This window comes from Streptomyces sp. NPDC093598 (genome assembly GCF_044764825.1).
Classification (GTDB): Bacteria; Actinomycetota; Actinomycetes; order Streptomycetales; family Streptomycetaceae; genus Streptomyces.
Map to the genome: position 1 here is coordinate 667,193 of NZ_JBIWIV010000002.1, position 18,404 is coordinate 685,596.

13 protein-coding genes are annotated in these 18,404 nt (G+C 71.0%); 6 read left to right on the top strand and 7 right to left on the bottom strand.

Annotation, left to right across the window (positions count from 1 at the left end):
- Positions 1–12: 12 nt before the first annotated feature.
- Positions 13–1,044 (top strand): non-homologous end-joining DNA ligase, encoded by a 1,032-nt coding sequence (ligD, locus tag ACIRDU_RS09020; protein ID WP_403576280.1) that lies wholly within the window; start codon positions 13–15, stop codon positions 1,042–1,044.
- On the opposite strand, the gene ACIRDU_RS09025 is transcribed toward ligD, so the two are convergent.
- Positions 1,031–3,172, bottom strand: a complete 2,142-nt coding sequence (locus ACIRDU_RS09025; protein WP_403577335.1) for an OmpL47-type beta-barrel domain-containing protein — start codon at positions 3,170–3,172, stop codon at positions 1,031–1,033. The two genes, ligD and ACIRDU_RS09025, sit on opposite strands and share 14 nt — an antisense overlap.
- A 44-nt stretch (positions 3,173–3,216) precedes the next feature.
- On the bottom strand, positions 3,217–5,697 hold the full coding sequence (locus ACIRDU_RS09030; RefSeq protein WP_403576282.1) for a ThuA domain-containing protein: 2,481 nt from the start codon (positions 5,695–5,697) through the stop codon (positions 3,217–3,219).
- Between the two features lie 189 nt (positions 5,698–5,886).
- Here ACIRDU_RS09030 and ACIRDU_RS09035 point away from each other — a divergent pair, with 189 nt between their 5' ends.
- Both ACIRDU_RS09035 and ACIRDU_RS09040 read left to right on the top strand, forming a co-directional pair.
- Entirely contained in the window at positions 5,887–6,864 is a 978-nt protein-coding gene (locus ACIRDU_RS09035) for a multicopper oxidase domain-containing protein (protein ID WP_403576284.1), read from the top strand.
- A gap of 91 nt (positions 6,865–6,955) precedes the next feature.
- Positions 6,956–7,993 carry a LacI family DNA-binding transcriptional regulator gene (locus tag ACIRDU_RS09040; protein WP_403576286.1) on the top strand — a complete coding sequence of 346 codons (1,038 nt, stop codon included), beginning with the start codon at positions 6,956–6,958 and terminating at the stop codon, positions 7,991–7,993.
- Between the two features lie 178 nt (positions 7,994–8,171).
- On the opposite strand, the gene ACIRDU_RS09045 is transcribed toward ACIRDU_RS09040, so the two are convergent.
- Positions 8,172–8,957 carry a VOC family protein gene (locus tag ACIRDU_RS09045; RefSeq protein WP_403576288.1) on the bottom strand — a complete coding sequence of 262 codons (786 nt, stop codon included), beginning with the start codon at positions 8,955–8,957 and terminating at the stop codon, positions 8,172–8,174.
- Between the two features lie 230 nt (positions 8,958–9,187).
- Between ACIRDU_RS09045 and ACIRDU_RS09050 the strand changes: the two genes are divergently transcribed.
- Positions 9,188–9,433: a WhiB family transcriptional regulator gene (locus ACIRDU_RS09050; RefSeq protein ID WP_402610756.1), complete on the top strand. Its 246-nt coding sequence runs from the start codon at positions 9,188–9,190 to the stop codon at positions 9,431–9,433.
- A 154-nt stretch (positions 9,434–9,587) separates the two neighbouring features.
- Here ACIRDU_RS09050 and ACIRDU_RS09055 read toward each other — a convergent pair whose 3' ends face one another.
- The 3 genes from ACIRDU_RS09055 to ACIRDU_RS09065 all read right to left on the bottom strand — a co-directional run bounded on the left by ACIRDU_RS09055 (position 9,588) and on the right by ACIRDU_RS09065 (position 14,237).
- Entirely contained in the window at positions 9,588–10,565 is a 978-nt protein-coding gene (locus ACIRDU_RS09055) for an acyl-ACP desaturase (protein WP_403576290.1), read from the bottom strand.
- Positions 10,566–10,755: 190 nt separating this feature from the next.
- Positions 10,756–11,532, bottom strand: a complete 777-nt coding sequence (gene ddaH / locus ACIRDU_RS09060) for a dimethylargininase (RefSeq protein WP_403576292.1) — start codon at positions 11,530–11,532, stop codon at positions 10,756–10,758.
- A gap of 326 nt (positions 11,533–11,858) precedes the next feature.
- A complete protein-coding gene (locus ACIRDU_RS09065; protein WP_403576294.1) occupies positions 11,859–14,237 on the bottom strand; it encodes an Orn/Lys/Arg decarboxylase N-terminal domain-containing protein in 2,379 nt (792 codons plus the stop codon).
- Between the two features lie 285 nt (positions 14,238–14,522).
- Here ACIRDU_RS09065 and ACIRDU_RS09070 point away from each other — a divergent pair, with 285 nt between their 5' ends.
- Together ACIRDU_RS09070 and ACIRDU_RS09075 are read left to right on the top strand one after the other, a co-directional pair.
- A complete protein-coding gene (locus ACIRDU_RS09070) occupies positions 14,523–14,900 on the top strand; it encodes a hypothetical protein (RefSeq protein ID WP_403576296.1) in 378 nt (125 codons plus the stop codon).
- Positions 14,901–14,935: 35 nt separating this feature from the next.
- Entirely contained in the window at positions 14,936–16,132 is a 1,197-nt protein-coding gene (locus ACIRDU_RS09075) for an ABC transporter substrate-binding protein (protein ID WP_403576298.1), read from the top strand.
- On the opposite strand, the gene ACIRDU_RS09080 is transcribed toward ACIRDU_RS09075, so the two are convergent.
- Positions 16,116–18,404: an ATP-binding cassette domain-containing protein gene (locus ACIRDU_RS09080; protein ID WP_403576300.1), complete on the bottom strand. Its 2,289-nt coding sequence runs from the start codon at positions 18,402–18,404 to the stop codon at positions 16,116–16,118. The genes ACIRDU_RS09075 and ACIRDU_RS09080 overlap by 17 nt on opposite strands.

Consider the following 18,404-nt stretch of genomic DNA (forward strand, 5'->3'; position numbering starts at 1 on the left):
TACCGTGGCGGCATGGGTGACGCGGTGGAACTGGAGGTGGGCGGCCGGACCGTACGGCTGTCCAGTCCCGACAAGATGTTCTTCCCGGAGCGCGGCTTCACCAAGCTGGACCTCGCCCGCTACTACATCGCCGTCGGCCCCGGCATCCTGCGCGCCCTGCGCGACCGGCCGACCACCCTGGAGCGCTATCCCGAGGGGATGAACGGCGAGAACTTCTTCCAGAAGCGGGCGCCGAAGAACATGCCCGGCTGGATCCCGACCGCGCACATCACCTTCCCCAGCGGTCGCAGCGCCGACGAGATGTGCCCCACCGAGGTGGGAGCGGTGGTGTGGGCCGCCCAGTTCGGCACCCTCACCTTCCACCCCTGGCCGGTACGCCGCGACGACGTCGACCACCCGGACGAACTCCGCATCGACCTCGACCCGCAGCCCGGCACTGACTACGACGACGCCGCCCGAGCCGCCCACGAACTGCGGGCCGTCCTCGACGAGTTCGGCGGCCTGAAGGGCTTCCCCAAGACGTCCGGCGGCCGGGGCCTGCACGTCTTCGTGCCCATCGAACCGCGCTGGACCTTCACCCAGGTCCGGCGCGCCGCCATCGCCGTCGGCCGGGAGATGGAACGGCGGATGCCCGAGCACGTGACCATCAAGTGGTGGAAGGAGGAGCGGGGCGAGCGCATCTTCCTGGACTACAACCAGACGGCACGCGATCGCACGATCGCCTCCGCCTACTCCGTACGCCCCCGCCCGCACGCCCCCGTCTCCGCGCCGCTGCGCTGGGACGAGGTCGGGGTCGCGCACCCCCAGGACTTCGATCTCGCGACCATGCCCGCGCGCTTCGCCGAACTCGGCGACGTGCACGCGGACATGGACGACCACCGCTACTCCCTGGAGGCCCTGCTCGACCTCGCCCGCCGCGACGAGCACGACCACGGGCTGGGCGACCTGCCGTACCCGCCCGAGTATCCGAAGATGCCGGGGGAGCCCAGACGGGTACAGCCGAGCAGGGCCCGCAAGGAGAAGCAGCCTCCTACAGCTCCTTGATCCGGATGTCCCGGTACGAGACCACATCCGTCGTGCCGTGCACCTGGAGCCCGATGTAGCCGGAGGCGAACCGCCGCCCGTCCGTGCCCGGGTCGTCCGAGCGCGGCGGGCTGAACTCCTGGCCGCCGGTGTTGTCGAACTCGTTGATCAGCACACCGTTGCGGAACACCGAGTAGTGCTGGCCTTCCACACGGATCTCGTAGTCGTTCCAGGTGCCCTTCTGCGTCACGCCCGCGCCGGCCAGGCCCACGCGGTCGAAGCCGTAGATCGACCCCGTCTTGTACATGTCGCCGTCGGGCCGGTCGAGCACCTGCACCTCGTGGCCGTACTTGATGGCGACCCACTCCGGCCGGGATTCCTCGGGGTGGTCGTGGACCCACGGGAAGCGCACGAACACACCGGAGTTGGCGTTGCCGGTGCCGGGGGCGTCGTCACGCCACTGGAGCTTCAGCGAGAAGTCACCGTACTTGCGCTGCGGGAACCACAGCATGCCCATGCCGGGCGTCGTGGTGCTGGAGGTGATCGTCCCGTCCGGGTTCAGCCCGAACGAACCGCCTCCCACCTGCTGCCATTCGGCGAGGGACTCCGCGGTGCCGTCGAAGAGCGCACGGTAGCCCTCGGTCTGCCCCGGCTTGCCGATACCCGACTGGCGGGCGGCCTTCCGGATCGCCTTGGACTCCCGCTGGTCGATCACGCCCTCCTTCAACAGCGCGTCCAGGACGGAGTTCACGTGCTTGAGGAACAGCGCCTGGGACGTCCACTCCTTCTCGTCCTCGATCAGCTCGCCGATCCGGCACCGGTTGTCGGTGACCCGGTTGCGTACGCCCGAGTCGACCGTGCCGACGATCACCGTCAACCGCTCGTCGTACTCGGGGCAGTCCGGCGCCGGCACCTGCCCGGAGACGACCGTGAAGGTCACCGTGCGGGCGGCCGCGGTGTTCCCGGCCTTGTCGGTCGCCCGGTACGCCACGGTGTGCGCGCCCGCCCGGTCGACCACCACCGGCGCCGAGTACGCCAGGTACGGGCCGCCGTCGAGCGAGTACTCGATCTTCTCGACGCCCGAGCCGTGCTCGTCGGTCGCCGTGACCGTCACCCGGGCGCTGTTGACGTACGCCCCGGCGGAGTTCTTCGTGCCCTCGACACTCACGCCCGTCACCGGTGGGGTGGTGTCCTGCGGCGGCGCCGCGACGACCGTGAACCGCACGCTCTTCTCCGCGGCCACGTTGCCCGCCTTGTCGGTGGCCCGGTAGCGGACGGTGTGCTCACCCACCTGGTGCACCATCACGGGCCCGGTGTACGGCTGCCAGGCACCGGAACCGACCGCGTACTCGATCGTGTTGACCCCGGTCCCCGTGTCGGAGGCCGATACGGTGACCGTCGCCATGTCGATGTACGCCCCGGCGGCGTCGCGCTCACCGCTCACCGTCGCCGAGGTCTCCGGCGCGGTGGTGTCGTCCGACTGCGGCGCCACGACCGTGAACTCGGCGCTCTTCTCGGGGGAGACGTTCCCCGCCTTGTCGAACGCGCGATAGCGGACCTTGTGGCTGCCGACCTGGTCGACGACGACCGGCGCGGTGTACGGCTGCCAGGCACCCGCGTCGCCGATCGCGTACTCGATCCTCTCGACACCGGAGCCGCCGTCGGTCGCGTGCAGGGCCACGCTCGCAGAGCCCACGTACTCGCCCTGCGTGTTCTGCGTGCCGCTCACGTGCGCCGACGCCTCGGGCGCGGTGGTGTCCTCGCCGGTGCCCTCGGTCACCGTGAGGATGCCCTGCATCTGCCCGTGGCCGGGGATCGTGCAGTGGTAGAAGTACCGGCCGGGCGTGAGCGTCACCTGGGCGGTGTGCTTGCCGCCCTGGGCGTCGTTCGGGTTGGCCAGGATGTTGAGCTGCACATCACTGTTGAACTCGGGATCGCTGGTCACGAACGTCAGCGTGTGCGGCATGCCCGTGGTGTTGCCGGTGGCCACGCTGTTCTCGAAGACGATCGTGGCGGAACCGGCCACCGCCGTCTTCGGCGCCGAGAGGTACTTGTCGATGTCGTTGCCGGCCGTCCAGGTGAGCACCTGGTCGGCGGCCCCCCTCTCGGGCTGCCCGGCCGCGGGCAGCGCCTGCACGCCGAGCATCATCAGCAGGGCGGCCAGCACGGCGGCCCAGATTCTTCGTTGCCGGATCACTCGCTCCCCCTCGCCAGCTGACCGGCGACCGGGGTCGGTCCGCCGCCCTTGTAGGTGACCCGCCACAGAGCCGACTTGGAGTCCGAGGTGAAGAAGCCGCGCCCGTAGTCGAGGACGTACAGCGCGCCGTCCGGACCGAACTTCCAGTCCATGAGGTTCTTGATGCCGTCGTTGCCGATCGGCACGATCTTCTTCAGCGACTCCGAGTGCACGGGCAGACCGCCGTCCCCTTGCGTCTTCGGGTCCATGAGCACCGCGTTGCGCGGCTGGTCGGCGTCGTAGAAGTCACCGACGAACCACTTGCCGTCCCAGTAGGCCGGCCACTTGACGGTGCTGTCGGCCGCGGCCGTGCCGTACCGGTAGACCGGCCCGTTCATCGCGGCCTGCCCGCCGCCCTTCAGCCAGGGCAGCCGGTACGTGGCCTCCGCCGGCTTGTACGACGGGACACCGCCGGCGTCCCGCGGATAGTCCGGGGCGCCGCCCGAGGGCGAGTACCAGATGTTGTTGCCGGTCACCGGCGGCAGATTGACCAGGCCGTCGTTGTTGGGCGACTCGTTCTTCGGGTGGTCGCAGTCGTACCAGCCCAGCGGCTTGGTCGGGTCCGGCAGATTGCGGTCCCGGTAGGGCTGCTTGTTGCCCATGCAGTACGGCCAGCCCCGGTTTCCCGCCTCGGTGATGGCGGCGAACGTGTCGTACTTGGCCGGACCCCAGGTCGTCGAGGGCGCACTCGCGTCCGGTCCGACCCAGCCCGCGTAGAGCACGTCGGTCGACTTGTCGACGGAGATGCGCGCCGGGTTGCGCACGCCCATCACGTAGATCTCGCCGCGCGTCTTGCCGCCGCCCTCGGCGGTCTCCTTCCCGGTGAACAGATTGCCCTCGGGAAGGGTGTACGTCCCGTCCGGCTCCGGATGGATGCGCAGGATCTTGCCGTTGAGGTTGTTGGTGTTGCCCGCGGTGCGACGCGCGTCCGCGAAGGAGACGCCCTTGTAGTTCGGCTGCGGGTTGTTGCCCGAGTAACCGCCGCTGAAGCCGCTGGAGTTGTTGTCACCCGTGGCGATGTACAGGTTGCCCTTGGAGTCCCAGGCCATCCCGCCGCCCGCGTGGCAGCAGCTGTGGATCTGCACCGGCCACTTCAGCAGGACCTTCTCACTCGACAGATCCAGCTTGTCCGTGGCCCGGTCGAGCGTGAACCGGGAGACCCTCCGCTCCGCCGTCCGCGTCTCGCGGTCGATCCGCTCGTGCGGCGTGTAGTGCAGGTACACCCAGCCGTTCTGCGCGAACCCCGGGTCCAGCTCGATGCCGAGCAGTCCCTCCTCGACCTTGACCAGCTCGTCGCCGCCGCCCTTGTTGCCGAAGACGGTGAGCGCGCCGGCCAGGGTGACCTGCTTGGTCTTCGGGTCGTAGACGTGGATCTCGCCCTTGCCCTTGCCGATGTCGGGATTGTTCCAGTCCGTGATCACGGGCTGCGAGGAGTCGGCGCCGCCCCGGCCGATGTAGAACACCCGGCCGTCGGGCGCGGTGACCATCCCGTGCGGCTCGCCGATCTGGTCGTTCTGCCCGGGCTGGTTGGGCTTGGTCAGCCGCTCCGCCGCGTAGTTGGCGTTGATGGTCGCCTTGCAGTCGGCCTGCTCCAGGCGGGTCGTCCACATCAGCGCACCGCGCAGATGGTCGCGGAAGTCGGTCTCGTCGTACGACGACACCGTTCCGCCCATGCCCGTGTAGAAGGAACGGCCGCCGTCGTAGTCCCGGCACCAGCTGACCGGGTGGTCCCAGCCGTTGGAGCCCGGGCCCGGCTGGTACGTCGACTCGCGGACCCGGGCCACCGTGTGCACGTCGCCCGACGGGTTCTTCACCCAGTTCAGCCACTGGTCCGGGCGTTTCCACTGCACCGGCAGGTCCTTGGTGGCCGGGTGCCCGCGGTCGCCCACCTCGACGGTCGCGCGCTGCACGGCCGTGGGGCTCGACGCGGCCGGGCGGGCACCCACCAGACCGGTGAACCAGTCCGAGTACGGCTCCGCGCGCGCCGCGTCATGAATGCCGACGAACCCGCCGCCGGCCTCCATGTACGCCTCCAGGCCCGCCTCCTGCTCCGCGTCGAGGACGTCGCCCCCGCCGGTCAGGAACACGATCGCGTTGAAGCGGCCGAGCCTCGTCTCGTCGGTGAACACCGAGGCGTCGTCGGTGGCCTGGACCTTGAAGCGGCGGTTCGCCGGCCCGGACAGACCGATGTCCTCGATGGCCTCGATCCCGGCGTTCACGACCGGCGACTCCTCCCCGGCCGCCGCGGAACCGTGGAAGATCAGCACCCGTACATTCGCGCCGCCCGGCGGCGACTTGATCGACATCGTTGTCAGCGTGGGTTCCGGATAAGGGCGCGCGGTCGCGGCGGGGCCCGACAGCACCCCGGCCGTCACGACTCCGGCGGCAACGGACGCCGCCCAGACGCGTCTCCTCGTGCTCAACCCTCGTAAGTGCATGGGCACCTCCTCGGTCACAGCAACACCGCCAAGGAAGCTAAACCCCTTTGCACGTCTCGCCAATACCTATGACCGGGATGGCACCAACTTTGTCTTGAGTGTGGATAAACGGGAGCACGACCGGTACCGTCTCACAGGTTCATCACAGGTACGCCTCCGTCAAAGCCTTACCAGGGTGGGGAGTTCCGCATGGACAGACGCAGCTTCAACCGGCGGGTCCTGCTGGGCGGCGCGGCCGTCGCGACATCGTTGTCCGTGGCGCCGGAGGCCGTGAGCGCCGCCGGACCGGCGAGGACGGCGCCCGCCGGCGGCGAGGTGAAGCGCATCAAGCTGTATGCCGAGAAGCTGGCCGACGGCCAGATGGGCTACGGCCTGGAGAAGGGCAAGGCGAGCATCCCGGGCCCGCTGATCGAACTCAACGAAGGCGACACGCTGCACGTCGAGTTCGAGAACACCATGGACGTGGCGGTGAGCCTGCACGTCCACGGCCTGGACTACGAGATCACCAGCGACGGCACGAAACTGAACCGCAGTCATGTCGAGCCCGGCGGAACCCGCACCTACACCTGGCGCACCCACGCCCCCGGCCGCCGCAAGGACGGCACCTGGCGCTCGGGCAGCGCGGGCTACTGGCACTACCACGACCACGTCGTCGGCACGGAACACGGCACCGTGGGACTGCAGAAGGGCCTGTTCGGCCCGGTCATCGTCCGCCGCAAGGGCGACGTCCTGCCGGACCGGACGCACACGGTCGTCTTCAACGACATGCGCATCAACAACAAGCCGCCGCACTCCGGGCCGAACTTCGAGGCCACGGTGGGTGATCGCGTCGAGTTCATCGTGATCACGCACGGCGAGTTCTACCACACCTTCCACATGCACGGTCACCGGTGGGCGGACAACCGCACCGGCATGCTGACCGGCCCCGAGGACCCCAGCCAGGTCATCGACAACAAGATCACGGGCCCGGCCGACTCGTTCGGTTTCCAGGTGATCGCGGGGGAGGGGGTCGGCGCCGGCGCGTGGATGTACCACTGTCACGTCCAGAGCCACTCCGACATGGGGATGGTGGGGCTGTTCCTCGTGAAGAAGCCGGACGGGACGATTCCGGGGTACGAGCCGCACGAGCACGGGCAGGAGCCGCCGGGAGGCGGACACGAGCACTGACGGGCGGCTGCGACCCGCCGCGTGCGAGAGCGCTCTCACCACGGTGCGTCCCGGGGCTATCCTGATCCGCAGCCGCAGGTGAGGAGCCCCGATGACCGACACAGCGCCGCGTCCCACCCTGGAGGCCGTGGCCGCCCGGGCCGGTGTCTCGCGGGCCACCGTGTCCCGTGTGGTCAACGGCGGGGACGGGGTGCGGGACATCCTCGTGGAGCGGGTCCGCAAGGCGGTGGACGAGCTCGGGTACGTGCCCAACCAGGCCGCCCGCTCCCTGGTGACCCGGCGGCACGACGCGATCGCGGTCGTCGTCGCCGAACCGGAGACCCGGGTGTTCGCCGACCCGTTCTTCGCGCTCCAGCTGCGCGGCATCAGCAAGGAGCTCACCGCCCACGACAACCAGCTCGTGCTGCTGCTCACGGAGGGCCGGGACGACCACGCCCGGGTCGGCCGGTATCTCGCCGGCGGGCATGTCGACGGGGCCCTCGTCTTCTCCCTGCACCTGGACGACCCCCTGCCGGAGCTGATCCAGCGGGCCGGAATCCCCACTGTCTTCGGCGGGCGGCCCGGCTGGAGCGGCGACCGGCGCGCAGTGGTCTACGTCGACAGCGACAACCGCGGCGGCGCCCGCGACGCCGTCCGCCACCTGGCCGGCCTCGGCCGCACCCGGATCGCGCACATCACCGGCGCCCTCGACCAGACCTCCGCCGCGGACCGCCTCGACGGCTACCGGGACGTCATGGTGGACGCCGACCCGCGGCTGATCGCCGAGGCCGACTTCACCCCGGCCGGCGGCGAACGGGCGATGCGCGAGCTCCTCGGCCGCTGCCCCGGCGTCGACGCGGTGTTCGCCGCCAACGACCTCATGGCCTCCGGGGCCCTGCGCGTCCTGCGCGAGTCCGGCCGCCGGGTCCCCGACGACGTGGCCGTGATCGGCTTCGACGACATGCGGCCCGTCGCGGAACAGACCGACCCGCCGCTCACGACGGTCCGTCAGGACATCGAGGAGATGGGCCGTCTGATGGCCCGCCTGCTGCTGCGCGGTCTCGACCGCGACGCCCCGCGGGAGGGCGTCGGGGCGGCACCGTCGAGCGTGGTGCTGCCGACGACGCTGGTGCGGCGGGGCTCCGCCTAGGGGGCGTCCGCACAGTCGCGCCGTCCGCCCGGAGGGCGGGCCCTGCGGCGTCCGGCAGACGGACCCTCGGCCTGCCACCAGGAAGCCCTCGTGCCGGGGTGCCTGCGGACGGTGCGGCGAGCGGGCCCGTCCGGCACCGCGCGGCAGATGCCGTTCGCGCGACAGGCCCCGGCCGGCCTCAGCCCTGCTGCGGCTCGCTGCGGATCACCGCGAAGCGGGCGCCGTACGGGTCGGTGAGCTTGGCCAGACGGCCGACGGACGGGACGTCCGTGGCGGGCAGGCGGACCGTGCCGCCCAGTTCACGGGCCCTGGCGACGGTGGCGTCCGGGTCGGCGACCTCGAAGTACGGCAGCCAGTACGCCTCCTCCTCGCCCGGGTCGTCGGCCAGGGGCACGACACCGCCGAACATGGCGTCCTCACTCTGACCGGCGGGGTTGAACGTGGTGTACGTGGCGCCGGCGAAGTCGGCGCCGAAGGTCTCCAGACCGAGCACGGAGTGGTAGAAGGCCGCCGCCGCCGGGACGTCCGCCGTGTACAGCTCGACCCAGCACAGCGAGCCGGGCTCCCGGACGACCTCCAGGCCCTTGTTGCGGCCCGGCTGCCACAGGCCGAAGGGCACCCCCGCCTGGTCGGCGAGAATCGCCATCCGGCCCAGGTCCTGGACGTCCATCGGCTGCACCGTCACCGAGCCGCGCGCCTGCTCGGCCGCCCGGGCCGTGGCGTCGGCGTCCGGCGCCTGGAAGTACACCGTCCAGGAGGGCGGGCCCTGCTCCGGGGTGGTCTGCATGCCCCCGGCGGCCGTCCTGCCGCCCAGCTGGAACAGGCCGTACCCCCCGACCTCCGGACCGCCCGGCTGGAACCGCCAGTCGAACAGCCCGCCGTAGAAGGCGGCGGCGCCGTCGATGTCGGGGGTGCCGAGGTCGATCCAGTTCGGAGCGCCGGTGACATAACGGGTGGTGAGCATCGTCCACTCCTCGCACAGGGTCCCGTTCTCGTTCTCTGCACTGCCGAGTCTTGCACCGCCCGGTGACAACCGCCGCCGGAGCGCCGCCGCGGCGAGGATCCCGGTGTTTCCGCGCGCCGCCGTGCGCGGGTCCCTCCGGCAGGCGACCATCGAAGCGGCCGGAGGCCTGTGAACGCGGTGTTGATCCCGCGTTGATCGGACGTTTTTCGCCACCCGCGACGCTTCCGGTCATGCACATCGACACGATCACCTCGCCCGAACTCACCTGGCAGCAGGAGGCGTTGTGCGCGCAGACGGGAGCGGACTTCTTCTTCCCCGAGCCGGGCAGTTCGGTGCGGGAGGCGAAGCGGATCTGCGGTATGTGCCCGATCCGCACGGCCTGCCTCGAGTACGCACTGGACAACGACGAGCGCTTCGGCGTCTGGGGCGGCCTGTCGGAGAAGGAGCGGCTGGAACTGCGGCGGATGTCCCGGTAGTCACCCGGCAGCCGGAATCGGCCTGGCCCGGCCGGAGTTCGCACCGCGCCGAAGGCCGTCCGGCTATCGCACAGGGCTGTCGCAGGGAGCTGTCGCACAGGGCCCCGGTCGCTCGTGGCGGTCGGGGCCCTGTGGTGGCAGGTGCGGGTCGGCGTCAGGCGCCGGCGCGGGCCGCCATGCGCGCCTTGCGGGCAGCCAGCTTCTCGTCGAACTTCGACGCCTCGGAGTCCAGACCGCCCATGAACAGGCCGAGCTCCTCCTGCGCCTTGCGGCCCTCGGGGCCCAGTCCGTCGATCTCCATGATCTTCAGGAAGCGCAGGACGGGCTGGAGCACGTCGTCGTGGTGGATGCGCATGTTGTAGATCTCGCCGATCGCCATCTGCGCGGCGGCCCGCTCGAAGCCGGGCATGCCGTGGCCGGGCATCCGGAAGTTCACGATGACGTCGCGCACGGCCTGCATGGTGAGGTCGGGCGCCAGCTCGAAGGCCGCCTTCAGCAGGTTCCGGTAGAAGACCATGTGCAGGTTCTCGTCGGTCGCGATGCGCGCCAGCATGCGGTCACAGACCGGGTCCCCGGACTGGTGGCCGGTGTTGCGGTGCGAGACGCGGGTCGCGAGCTCCTGGAAGGCCACGTAGGCGACCGAGTGCAGCATCGAGTGGCGGTTGTCCGACTCGAAGCCCTCGCTCATGTGGGACATCCGGAACTCCTCCAGTTTGTCCGGGTCCACCGCGCGGGAGGTGAGCAGGTAGTCGCGCATCACGATGCCGTGCCGGCCCTCCTCCGCGGTCCAGCGGTGCACCCAGGTGCCCCAGGCGCCGTCGCGGCCGAACAGTGAGGCGATCTCGTGGTGGTAGCTGGGCAGGTTGTCCTCGGTCAGGAGGTTGACCACGAGCGCGATGCGCCCGATCTCGGTGACCTTGGACTGCTCCTTCTCCCAGGCCTCGCCGTCCTCGAAGAGACCGGGGAAGTTGCGTCCGTCGCTCCAGGGCACGTACTCGTGCGGCATCCAGTCCTTGGCGACCTGCAGATGCCGGTTGAGCTCCTTCTCGACCACTTCCTCCAGGGCGTACAGCAGCTGAGCGTCGGTCCAGGCGCCGGCCGGGCTGCCGAGGTGGGGAGTGGTGATCGTCATGGACTCTCCAGGGGGACAAGCGTATGAGCGGTGAGCAACAGTGAACCTACGCAATCGTAGGCTACGTTTCCGTAGGTTACGATGCCGTAGGTTAAGGATGCTGTAAAGGTCGCTGATCAGCGGGGTCCTCGTGCGCGTGTCGGCTTCCCGGACCCGCAGGTCGAGACCGGACGGGACGGGGCGTGCTCGGTCAGGCGTACAGCTCCCGCAGCCGCACCGAGAGACACGTCACACATCCCTCGAGCTTCTCGAACTCACTGATGTCCACGACGACCGGTTCGTACCCGAGGTCGGCGAACAGCTCCGCGGTCTTCGGCGCGCTCGCCGCCATCAGCAGCTTGGCGCCGCCGAGCAGGACGACATGCGCCCCGGCCTCCTCCGGGACCGGCAGGAAGCGCGCGAACAGCGACGGCGTGTCCATCTTCGGGATGTGCCCGATGACCGTACCGTCCGGCAGCGCCGTGACCGCCGACTTGAGGTGCAGCACCTTGCTCACCGGTACGGCGACGACCCGCGCGCCGAGTGGCTCGAACGCCGCCCGCACCTGCTGCACGCCGGCGGCGTTGGTGCGGCCGCCCCGGCCCACGTAGACCGTGTCGCCGATCTTCAGGACGTCTCCGCCGTCCAGCGTGCCCGGCTCCCAGATCCAGTTCACCGAGCAGCCGAGACCCGCCACGGCCTCCTCGACCCCGGCGGTCTCCGCACGCCGGGAGTCGGCGCCCGGGCGGGCGATCAGCGCCACGTTCCGGTACATCACGACCGTGTCCTCGACGAACACCGAGTCCGGGCAGTCGTCGGCCGGGTCCACCTCGATGGTCTCCCAGCCGTGCGTGCGCAGGGCCTCCGTGTACGCCTCCCACTGCTCGACGGCGAGGTCGGCGTCGACCTTGTCCCGCTCGATGTGCGTCACCAGCCCTTCGGCGAGACGCGGGCTGGGGCGGCGGACGAGGGCCTTCTTGCTGGGCACGAGCGTGACTCCGTATCGGATGGGACGTGTCTGGACCGCACCGACGGGAGCTTCCGGGGTCGACCGGAACCCATCGGGCGTCGGCCGACCATCATGCAGGGCGAATCGAGGAGAGGACAGTCCTGGGGGAGAGGCGGAGGGGGGACGGGACCGCCCGTGGCACCGTCAGGGACGGCGGCCCCCTGTGACGGGCTGGATTCTCGCCCCGCCGGTTGCCCGTTGCAAAGGCGGCGACGGACGGCCGGGGGCTGCTGCACCGGGCCGACCGTCTCGACTTCGGCTGCCCCAGCCGAAGGCCCCGCGTGAGGAGCGCGTCCTCCTCGGATTCACCCCGGTGACCCAGCCCCCTCCAGCCCCTGCCGCTGCGCCGGCGTCGTCGCAGCCGGGATGCCCTCGGGTACGTCCGGGCGCAGGCACTCGATCCGGTAGTCGCCGGTGTCGGGGTCCCGGGTCACCCCGTGGGTCTCGCTGCCGAAGCCGGGGAAGCGGCGGTCGAAGGACTCCAGGGCGCCGAGGTAGCGCAGGAGGGGGCCGTCCGGCTCGCCGACGCTCTCACCCGGCATGAGGACCGGGATGCCGGGCGGTGTCATCGTGACCATCGCGGCCGCGACCCGGCCCGGCGCGTCCGCCAGCCGGATCCGTTCCGTGCCGCCGCGGATCAGGCGCTGGTAGCACGTCTGGGGCGGGGCGACGGGCTCCGGGAGCTGCTGGAAGGCGGTGTCGAGGAGTTCGACCAGCCGGGCCTCGCGCAGGTGGTCGTGCATCTCCTGGCACAGCTCGCGCAACGTCAGCCCGGCGTAGCGCCGTGGGTGCTCCGCTACCAGCGCGGGCAGCACACGGTCGAGCGGCGTGTCGCCGTCGTAGAGGTCCTTGAAGTCCATCAGGGCGTCCAGCAGGGTGCCCCACTTGCCCTTGGTGATGCCCATGGAGAACAGCACCAGAGTCGTGTAGCTGTCGGTCTTCTCGACGACGATTCCGCGCGTGGTCAGATAGGCGGTGAGCACCCGGGCCGGGATCCCCCGGTCGGACATCACCCCGGTCGCGTCGAGCCCCGGGCAGGTCAGGGTGACCTTGATCGGGTCGAGCATGCAGTAGCCGTCGGTCAGTCCGGGGAAGCCGTGCCAGTCCGCGTCGGGCGCGAGGTGCCAGCAGGAGGGATCGGTCCGCAGCAGGTCGGCCGGGGCCTCGTCGAAGGGCACGAGTTCCCCGTTCGCGGGGTCGGTCACCTCGGTCGGCTGCCACACCCCGAAGAACCAGGGCGGCCGGTCACCGGCGGCCTCGATCCGGCGCCCGATGCGCACCATCTCCTGGCGGAACCGGACCGCCTCGGTCACCGCCTCGTCGACCAGCCACTGTCCCTGCGGACCGTCCATCATCGCCGTGGCCACGTCCAGTGAGGCGATCATCGGGTACAGCGGCGACGTCGTGCCGTGCATCATCAGCGCCTCGTTGAACCGGTCGTGCTCCACCGGCGCCCGCGGCGCGGGCCGGACATGCACCATGGCGCCCTGCGAGAGTGCCGCCAGCAGCTTGTGGGTGGACTGGGTCGCGAAGACCGTCGGCCGGTCGGGGCTGGGGAAGGCCTCCTCGTCCACCGACATGCCGTAGCGACCGGCGTAGAGCGGATGGAAGCGGGCGTACGCGAACCACGCCTCGTCGAAGTGCAGCCGGGACGTGCCGTCGGCGAACGCGCGGGCCGCCGCCACCGCGTCGTAACACAGCCCGTCGTACGTGGAGTTGGTGAACACCGCGTACTGGGCACGCGAGGAGACGGCGTCCGCCGTCAGCGGGTTCGCGGCGATCCGCGCCGCCACCGAGCCTGCCGCGATCTCGGCCGGCGGCAGGGGCCCGGCCAGGCCGTAGCCGTTACGGGTCGGGACCAGGTACACCGGTCGCGCGCCGGAGACGACCAGGCCGTGCAGGACGGACTTGTGGCAGTTGCGGTCCACCAGGGCGATCTCGTCCCGGGTCACGCTGAAGTGGCCGACCAGGCGGTTGCAGGTGGAGTCACCGTGCAGGACGAAGTACGTGCGCGCGGAGCCGAAGACCCGAGCGGCGTTGCGCTCCGCCTCGCCGATCGGCCCGGTGTGCTCGAACAGCGAGCCGAGCTCCTCCACCGAGATCGACAGGTCGCTGCGCAGCAGCCGCTCCCCGAAGTAGTCGTGGAACGCCCGGCCCACGGGAGATTTGAGGAAGGCGACACCCCCGGAGTGCGCCGGGGTGTGCCACGAGTACTCGTGCGCGTCGTCGAAGCGCCGCAGTGCCTTGAAGAACGGCGGGAGCAGCGCGTCCTGGTAGGCGCGCGCGGCGGTGGTGATCCGCCCGGCGAGGAACGCCGGCGTGTCCTCCAGGGGCCACACATAGCCCACCACCGACTGCGAAACCCACAGCGGCAGCTCACGCAGCCCCTCGTCCGCCATGGCCAGGAACACCGGCAGGTTCTGGAACCGGCGCCCGATCCGGTGCAGCACCGTCGCACCACCCGGTCCGTCCCCGGCCGGGGACGGAAGGTCCCAGGCGACCACCGCGGCGGCCAGGCCGGCCTCTGTCCTGAGCACCGCCTCGGCGTCGGCGACGCTCACCACCCATCGCACCTGTAAGCCGCGCGCCCGGATCCCCTCGGCGATGCGCGTCAACTGCCCCGCGGCGGCACCCCCGTCCTCCGGACGCTCCGCCACCGCCAGCAGCACCGTGCCCTCGGCCATGCCGTTCCTCCTCCCCGGTGGCCCGCGCCACCCCCTCCTCCAGTGTTCGCGGACCCGCCCGCATGACCGGCCTGCGGGCGGCCAAACCACCCCAATGGTGCACAGCGCGGTCTGCTCCTTGACGTGTCAACGCCCGTGCGCCCGGCATCCCGTCGGAGTACCTGATCAACCGTCTTGCAGATGATTCACCGCACCAGGCCCGTGTCGATCTTCCGTCAGGTCGTTAGGCCTAGTGCTCCCGGCAGGAACGGCCGGGACCCACCCGACGGAAGGAAACCGAACGACATGTACGGCGCGCGGCGTATCGCGGTAGTGGCCTCGATCGCGGGGATGCTCATGGCTGTTCCGGCCGGCATGGCCACGGCCCATGCCGGAGACGGCGACGCGGGGGCGGGCGGGGTGGTGTCCAACCTCTCCGGCAGGAACTCCTCCGGCCACGCCAACCTCTGCGGGACGGGCAAGGTGGCGCTCTTCAAGGAGCGCACCTGCGTAACCGAGGACGACGGCAGGGGCGGCGGCGACCAGGCGGGCCCCAGCGGCGGCGTCCTGTCCAACCTGCTCTTCGCCCGGAACGCCTCCGGCCACAGCAACAACTGCGGCAACGAGACGGTGGCCGTGTTCAGCAAGACCACCTGCCTCACCGTGGACCGTTCCGGCCGCTGAGCCGCCACACCGGTACAGCCCGGAGAGGGGCCGTCATGTCGTCATCTTCCCTGTGTGTGGGCGTCGTAGCGCCTCTGACGGGTCGACTGGCCCCTCTCGGGTCACCGCTGTCGTACGTGCTGCGCAAGCTCGCGCCCCGCCTCGCGCACGTCCGCAACGGCACGCGCCGCCACGACGTGACCGTCGTCGTGCGCGACAGCCGCTCGGACCCCGAAGCGGCCCGCCGGGCCGTGCGCGACCTGGCCGGAGCCGACGGCGCGCAGCTCGTGCTCACCATGGCCGGCACCCGGGTCCTGCCCGCCGTCACCGCGGCCTGCGAGGAGATCCGGGTCCCCTGCGTGTCGACCACGTTCCCCTGGCAGGCGTACGTCCACACACGCGGCGCCGGGCCCGGGCACCGCTTCCGCTGGACCTACCACTTCGCATGGGGGCTGGACGACATCGCCGCCGTCTTCGCCGACCTGTGGGAGCTGGCCGGCGGCCGGGGCGCCGTCGGATGCCTTTGGAACGACGACCTGCAAGGCGGTCTGCTGCGTCACCACCGCTACGGCTTCGCCCCGGTGACGTCCCCGCGCGGGCACACCCTGGTCGATCTCGGCGCCTACGGCGAACCGGCCGACGGCTTCCGGGCGCAGGTCGGCCGGATGCGGGAGCACGGCGCCGACCTGGTCACCAGCGCCGCCACCGCCACCGACCTCGCCCTCTTCCACCGCCAGGCCCGCGAGGCCGGGCTGCGTCCGCGGCTGATCACCTGCTCGCGCTGGCTGACCTACCCGCACACCCACACCACCCCCGCCCCCGGCGTCCACGGCGAACTGGCCGACGCCCGCGTGGCCACCCTGGTCTACTGGAGCCCCGGCCACCCCTACCGCTCCGGACTGGACGGCACCACGTGTGCCGAGCTCGCCCGCGCCTACCGGCAGGACACCGGTGCCGCCTGGCTCCAGCCGCTGGGTCTGGCCCACGCCCTCCTGGAGACGGCCCACCACGCCCTCTCCGTCGCGGACGACCCCACCGACCGGGCGTCCGTCGCCCAGGCCCTCGCCGGCACCCGCCTCGACACCATCGCCGGTCGTCTCGACTGGACCCGGGGGCCTACGCCCAACATCGCCCTCCTTCCCCTGGTCGGCGGGCAGTGGCATCCCGGACCACGAGGCCCCCGCCTCGCCGTCGTCAGCAACAGCGCTCACCCGGGCGTACCGCTCACCGGGGAGCTCACCCCGGCACGTTGACGTCCGAGCGGACCGCCCGCCGCAGATGCTCCCCCGTGAACGACCCCTGCGCAGCCAGGAGTTGGCGCGGTGTCCCTTCGAAGACGATCTCGCCCCCGTCCCGGCCGCCGTCCGGGCCGAGGTCGATCACCCAGTCGGCCCGGGCGATCACATCGAGGTTGTGCTCGACGACGACGACCGTGTTGCCCGAGTCGACCAGCCGGTCCAGCAGGGCGACGAGACCCTCCACGTCCGCCATGTGCAGGCCGGTCGTCGGCTCGTCGAGCACGTAGACCGCGCCCGTGCGATGCAGCCGCGTGGCCAGTTTGATGCGCTGCCGCTCGCCCCCGGAGAGCGTGGAGAGGGGCTGGCCGAGCGTCAGATAGGTGAGGCCGACGTCCCGCAGGGCGCGCAGCCGGCGCCGTACGCCCGTGTCGTCGAAGAAGCCGAGCGCCTGCTCGGCCGTCATCTCCAGGACGTCGGCGATGGAGCTGCCCCGCACGGTCAGCCGCAGCACCTCCTCTTTGAAGCGCCGCCCCTCGCAGTCGTGGCAGGTCGTCGTCACCGGGTCCATGAAGGCGAGGTCGGTGTAGATGATGCCCCGGCCCTCGCAGGTGCCGCAGGCACCACGGGAGTTGAAGCTGAAGAGGCCCGCCTCGGCTCCCGTCTGGCGGGCGAAGATCTTCCGTACCGTGTCCATGAGCCCCAGGTAGGTGGCCGGGGTGGAGCGGCCCGAGATGCCGATCGACGACTGGTCGACGACCACGGCCGCGTCGTGCGCGGCGGTGAACTCCCCGACCAGGGTGCTCTTGCCGGACCCGGCGACCCCGGTCACCGCCGTGAGCACACCGGCCGGGAACCGTACGGTCACGTCCCGCAGGTTGTGCCGGGCGGCGCCCTTGACCCACAGCGCACCGGTCGGCTGCCGCACCTCGTCCTTGACCGCCGTACGGGTGCGCAGGCAGCGCCCGGTGAGCGTGCCGGACGCCGCCAGCTCCCGCGGCGTTCCCTCGAACACCACCGTGCCGCCCGAGGCACCGGCCCCGGGCCCCATGTCGACGACGTGATCGGCCAGCGCGATCACGTCCGGGTCGTGCTCGACGACCAGCACGGTGTTGCCCTTGTCGCGCAGCCGCAGCAGCAGGTCGCCGAGCCGGCCCACGTCACGCGGGTGCAGGCCGACGCTCGGCTCGTCGAAGATGTACGTCATGCCGGTCAGGCTGGAGCCGAGGTGCCGCACCGTCTTCAGCCGCTGTCCCTCGCCGCCGCTGAGCGTGGCCGTCTCCCGGTCGAGGCTGAGATAGCCGAGGCCGATCGCCTCGATGCGCTCCAGCGCGGCGACGGCGGCCGAGGCGATCGGCGCGGCCACCGGGTCGTCGATCTCCCTCAGTACGGCGATCAGGTCCGTCACCTGCATGCGGGTGCAGTCGGCGATCGACCGGCCGTCGATCCGGGTCGCGAGCGCCGTCGCGTTCAGACGTGCTCCACGGCAGACCGGGCAGGTGCCCTCCACCAGGAAGGCGCGAACCAGGTCCCGGGTCTTCTGGCTCATGGCCGACAGGTCCCGCTTCAGGTACAGCCGCTCGAAGCGGACGGCCAGCCCCTCGTACTCGGTGGTCCAGGTGCCGCCGCTGCCGTTGACGGTGACCTTGCTGCCGGGCCGTCCCCGCATCAGGAAGTCCCGCTCGTCGGCGGTGAACCGCCCCACCGGCTTGTGCGGGTCGAGGTCGGCGCTGTTCGTGTACGCCTGCCCCTGCCAGGTCCCGGCGGCGAACGGCGGGAAGCGGACCGCCCCGTCCGCGAGGGAGCGGTCCGGGTCCAGGATGCGGTCCCAGTCGGGCCGTACCGTCCGGCCGAGGCCGTCGCACTCGGGGCACATGCCCGACGGGTCGTTGAACGAGTACGCCGTCGCGGGCCCGGCGCTCGGGCTGCCGTGCCGGGAGAACAGCACCCGGATCACCGAGTAGACGTCCGTCATGGTGCCGACGGTCGACCGGGAGTGGCCCGCGACCTGTCGCTGGTCGACGACGATCGCGGGGGTGAGGTGCTCCAGGCCGTCCGCGTGCGGCCGCTCGAACTTGGGCAGCCGGTTGCGGACGAACCAGGGATACGTCTCGTTCAGCTGGCGCTGCGACTCCACCGCGATCGTGTCGAAGACCACGGACGACTTCCCCGACCCCGAAACGCCGGTGAACACGGTCAGCCGGCCTTTCGGGATGCGCAGGGTGACGTCCTTGAGGTTGTTCTCGCGTGCTCCGGTCAGGGTGATGGCATGGTGCGTGACGTCGGTCAT

Coding starts and splice junctions, on each gene's coding strand:
- ligD (WP_403576280.1), top strand. CDS start 13: ATGGGTGACGCGGTGGAACTGGAGGTGGGCGGCCGGACCGTACGGCTG.
- ACIRDU_RS09045 (WP_403576288.1), bottom strand. CDS start 8,957: ATGCTCACCACCCGTTATGTCACCGGCGCTCCGAACTGGATCGACCTC.
- ACIRDU_RS09070 (WP_403576296.1), top strand. CDS start 14,523: ATGTACGGCGCGCGGCGTATCGCGGTAGTGGCCTCGATCGCGGGGATG.
- ACIRDU_RS09055 (WP_403576290.1), bottom strand. CDS start 10,565: ATGACGATCACCACTCCCCACCTCGGCAGCCCGGCCGGCGCCTGGACC.
- ACIRDU_RS09075 (WP_403576298.1), top strand. CDS start 14,936: ATGTCGTCATCTTCCCTGTGTGTGGGCGTCGTAGCGCCTCTGACGGGT.
- ACIRDU_RS09030 (WP_403576282.1), bottom strand. CDS start 5,697: ATGCACTTACGAGGGTTGAGCACGAGGAGACGCGTCTGGGCGGCGTCC.
- ACIRDU_RS09065 (WP_403576294.1), bottom strand. CDS start 14,237: ATGGCCGAGGGCACGGTGCTGCTGGCGGTGGCGGAGCGTCCGGAGGAC.
- ACIRDU_RS09035 (WP_403576284.1), top strand. CDS start 5,887: ATGGACAGACGCAGCTTCAACCGGCGGGTCCTGCTGGGCGGCGCGGCC.
- ACIRDU_RS09040 (WP_403576286.1), top strand. CDS start 6,956: ATGACCGACACAGCGCCGCGTCCCACCCTGGAGGCCGTGGCCGCCCGG.
- ACIRDU_RS09080 (WP_403576300.1), bottom strand. CDS start 18,404: ATGACCGACGTCACGCACCATGCCATCACCCTGACCGGAGCACGCGAG.
- ACIRDU_RS09025 (WP_403577335.1), bottom strand. CDS start 3,172: ATGATGCTCGGCGTGCAGGCGCTGCCCGCGGCCGGGCAGCCCGAGAGG.
- ACIRDU_RS09050 (WP_402610756.1), top strand. CDS start 9,188: ATGCACATCGACACGATCACCTCGCCCGAACTCACCTGGCAGCAGGAG.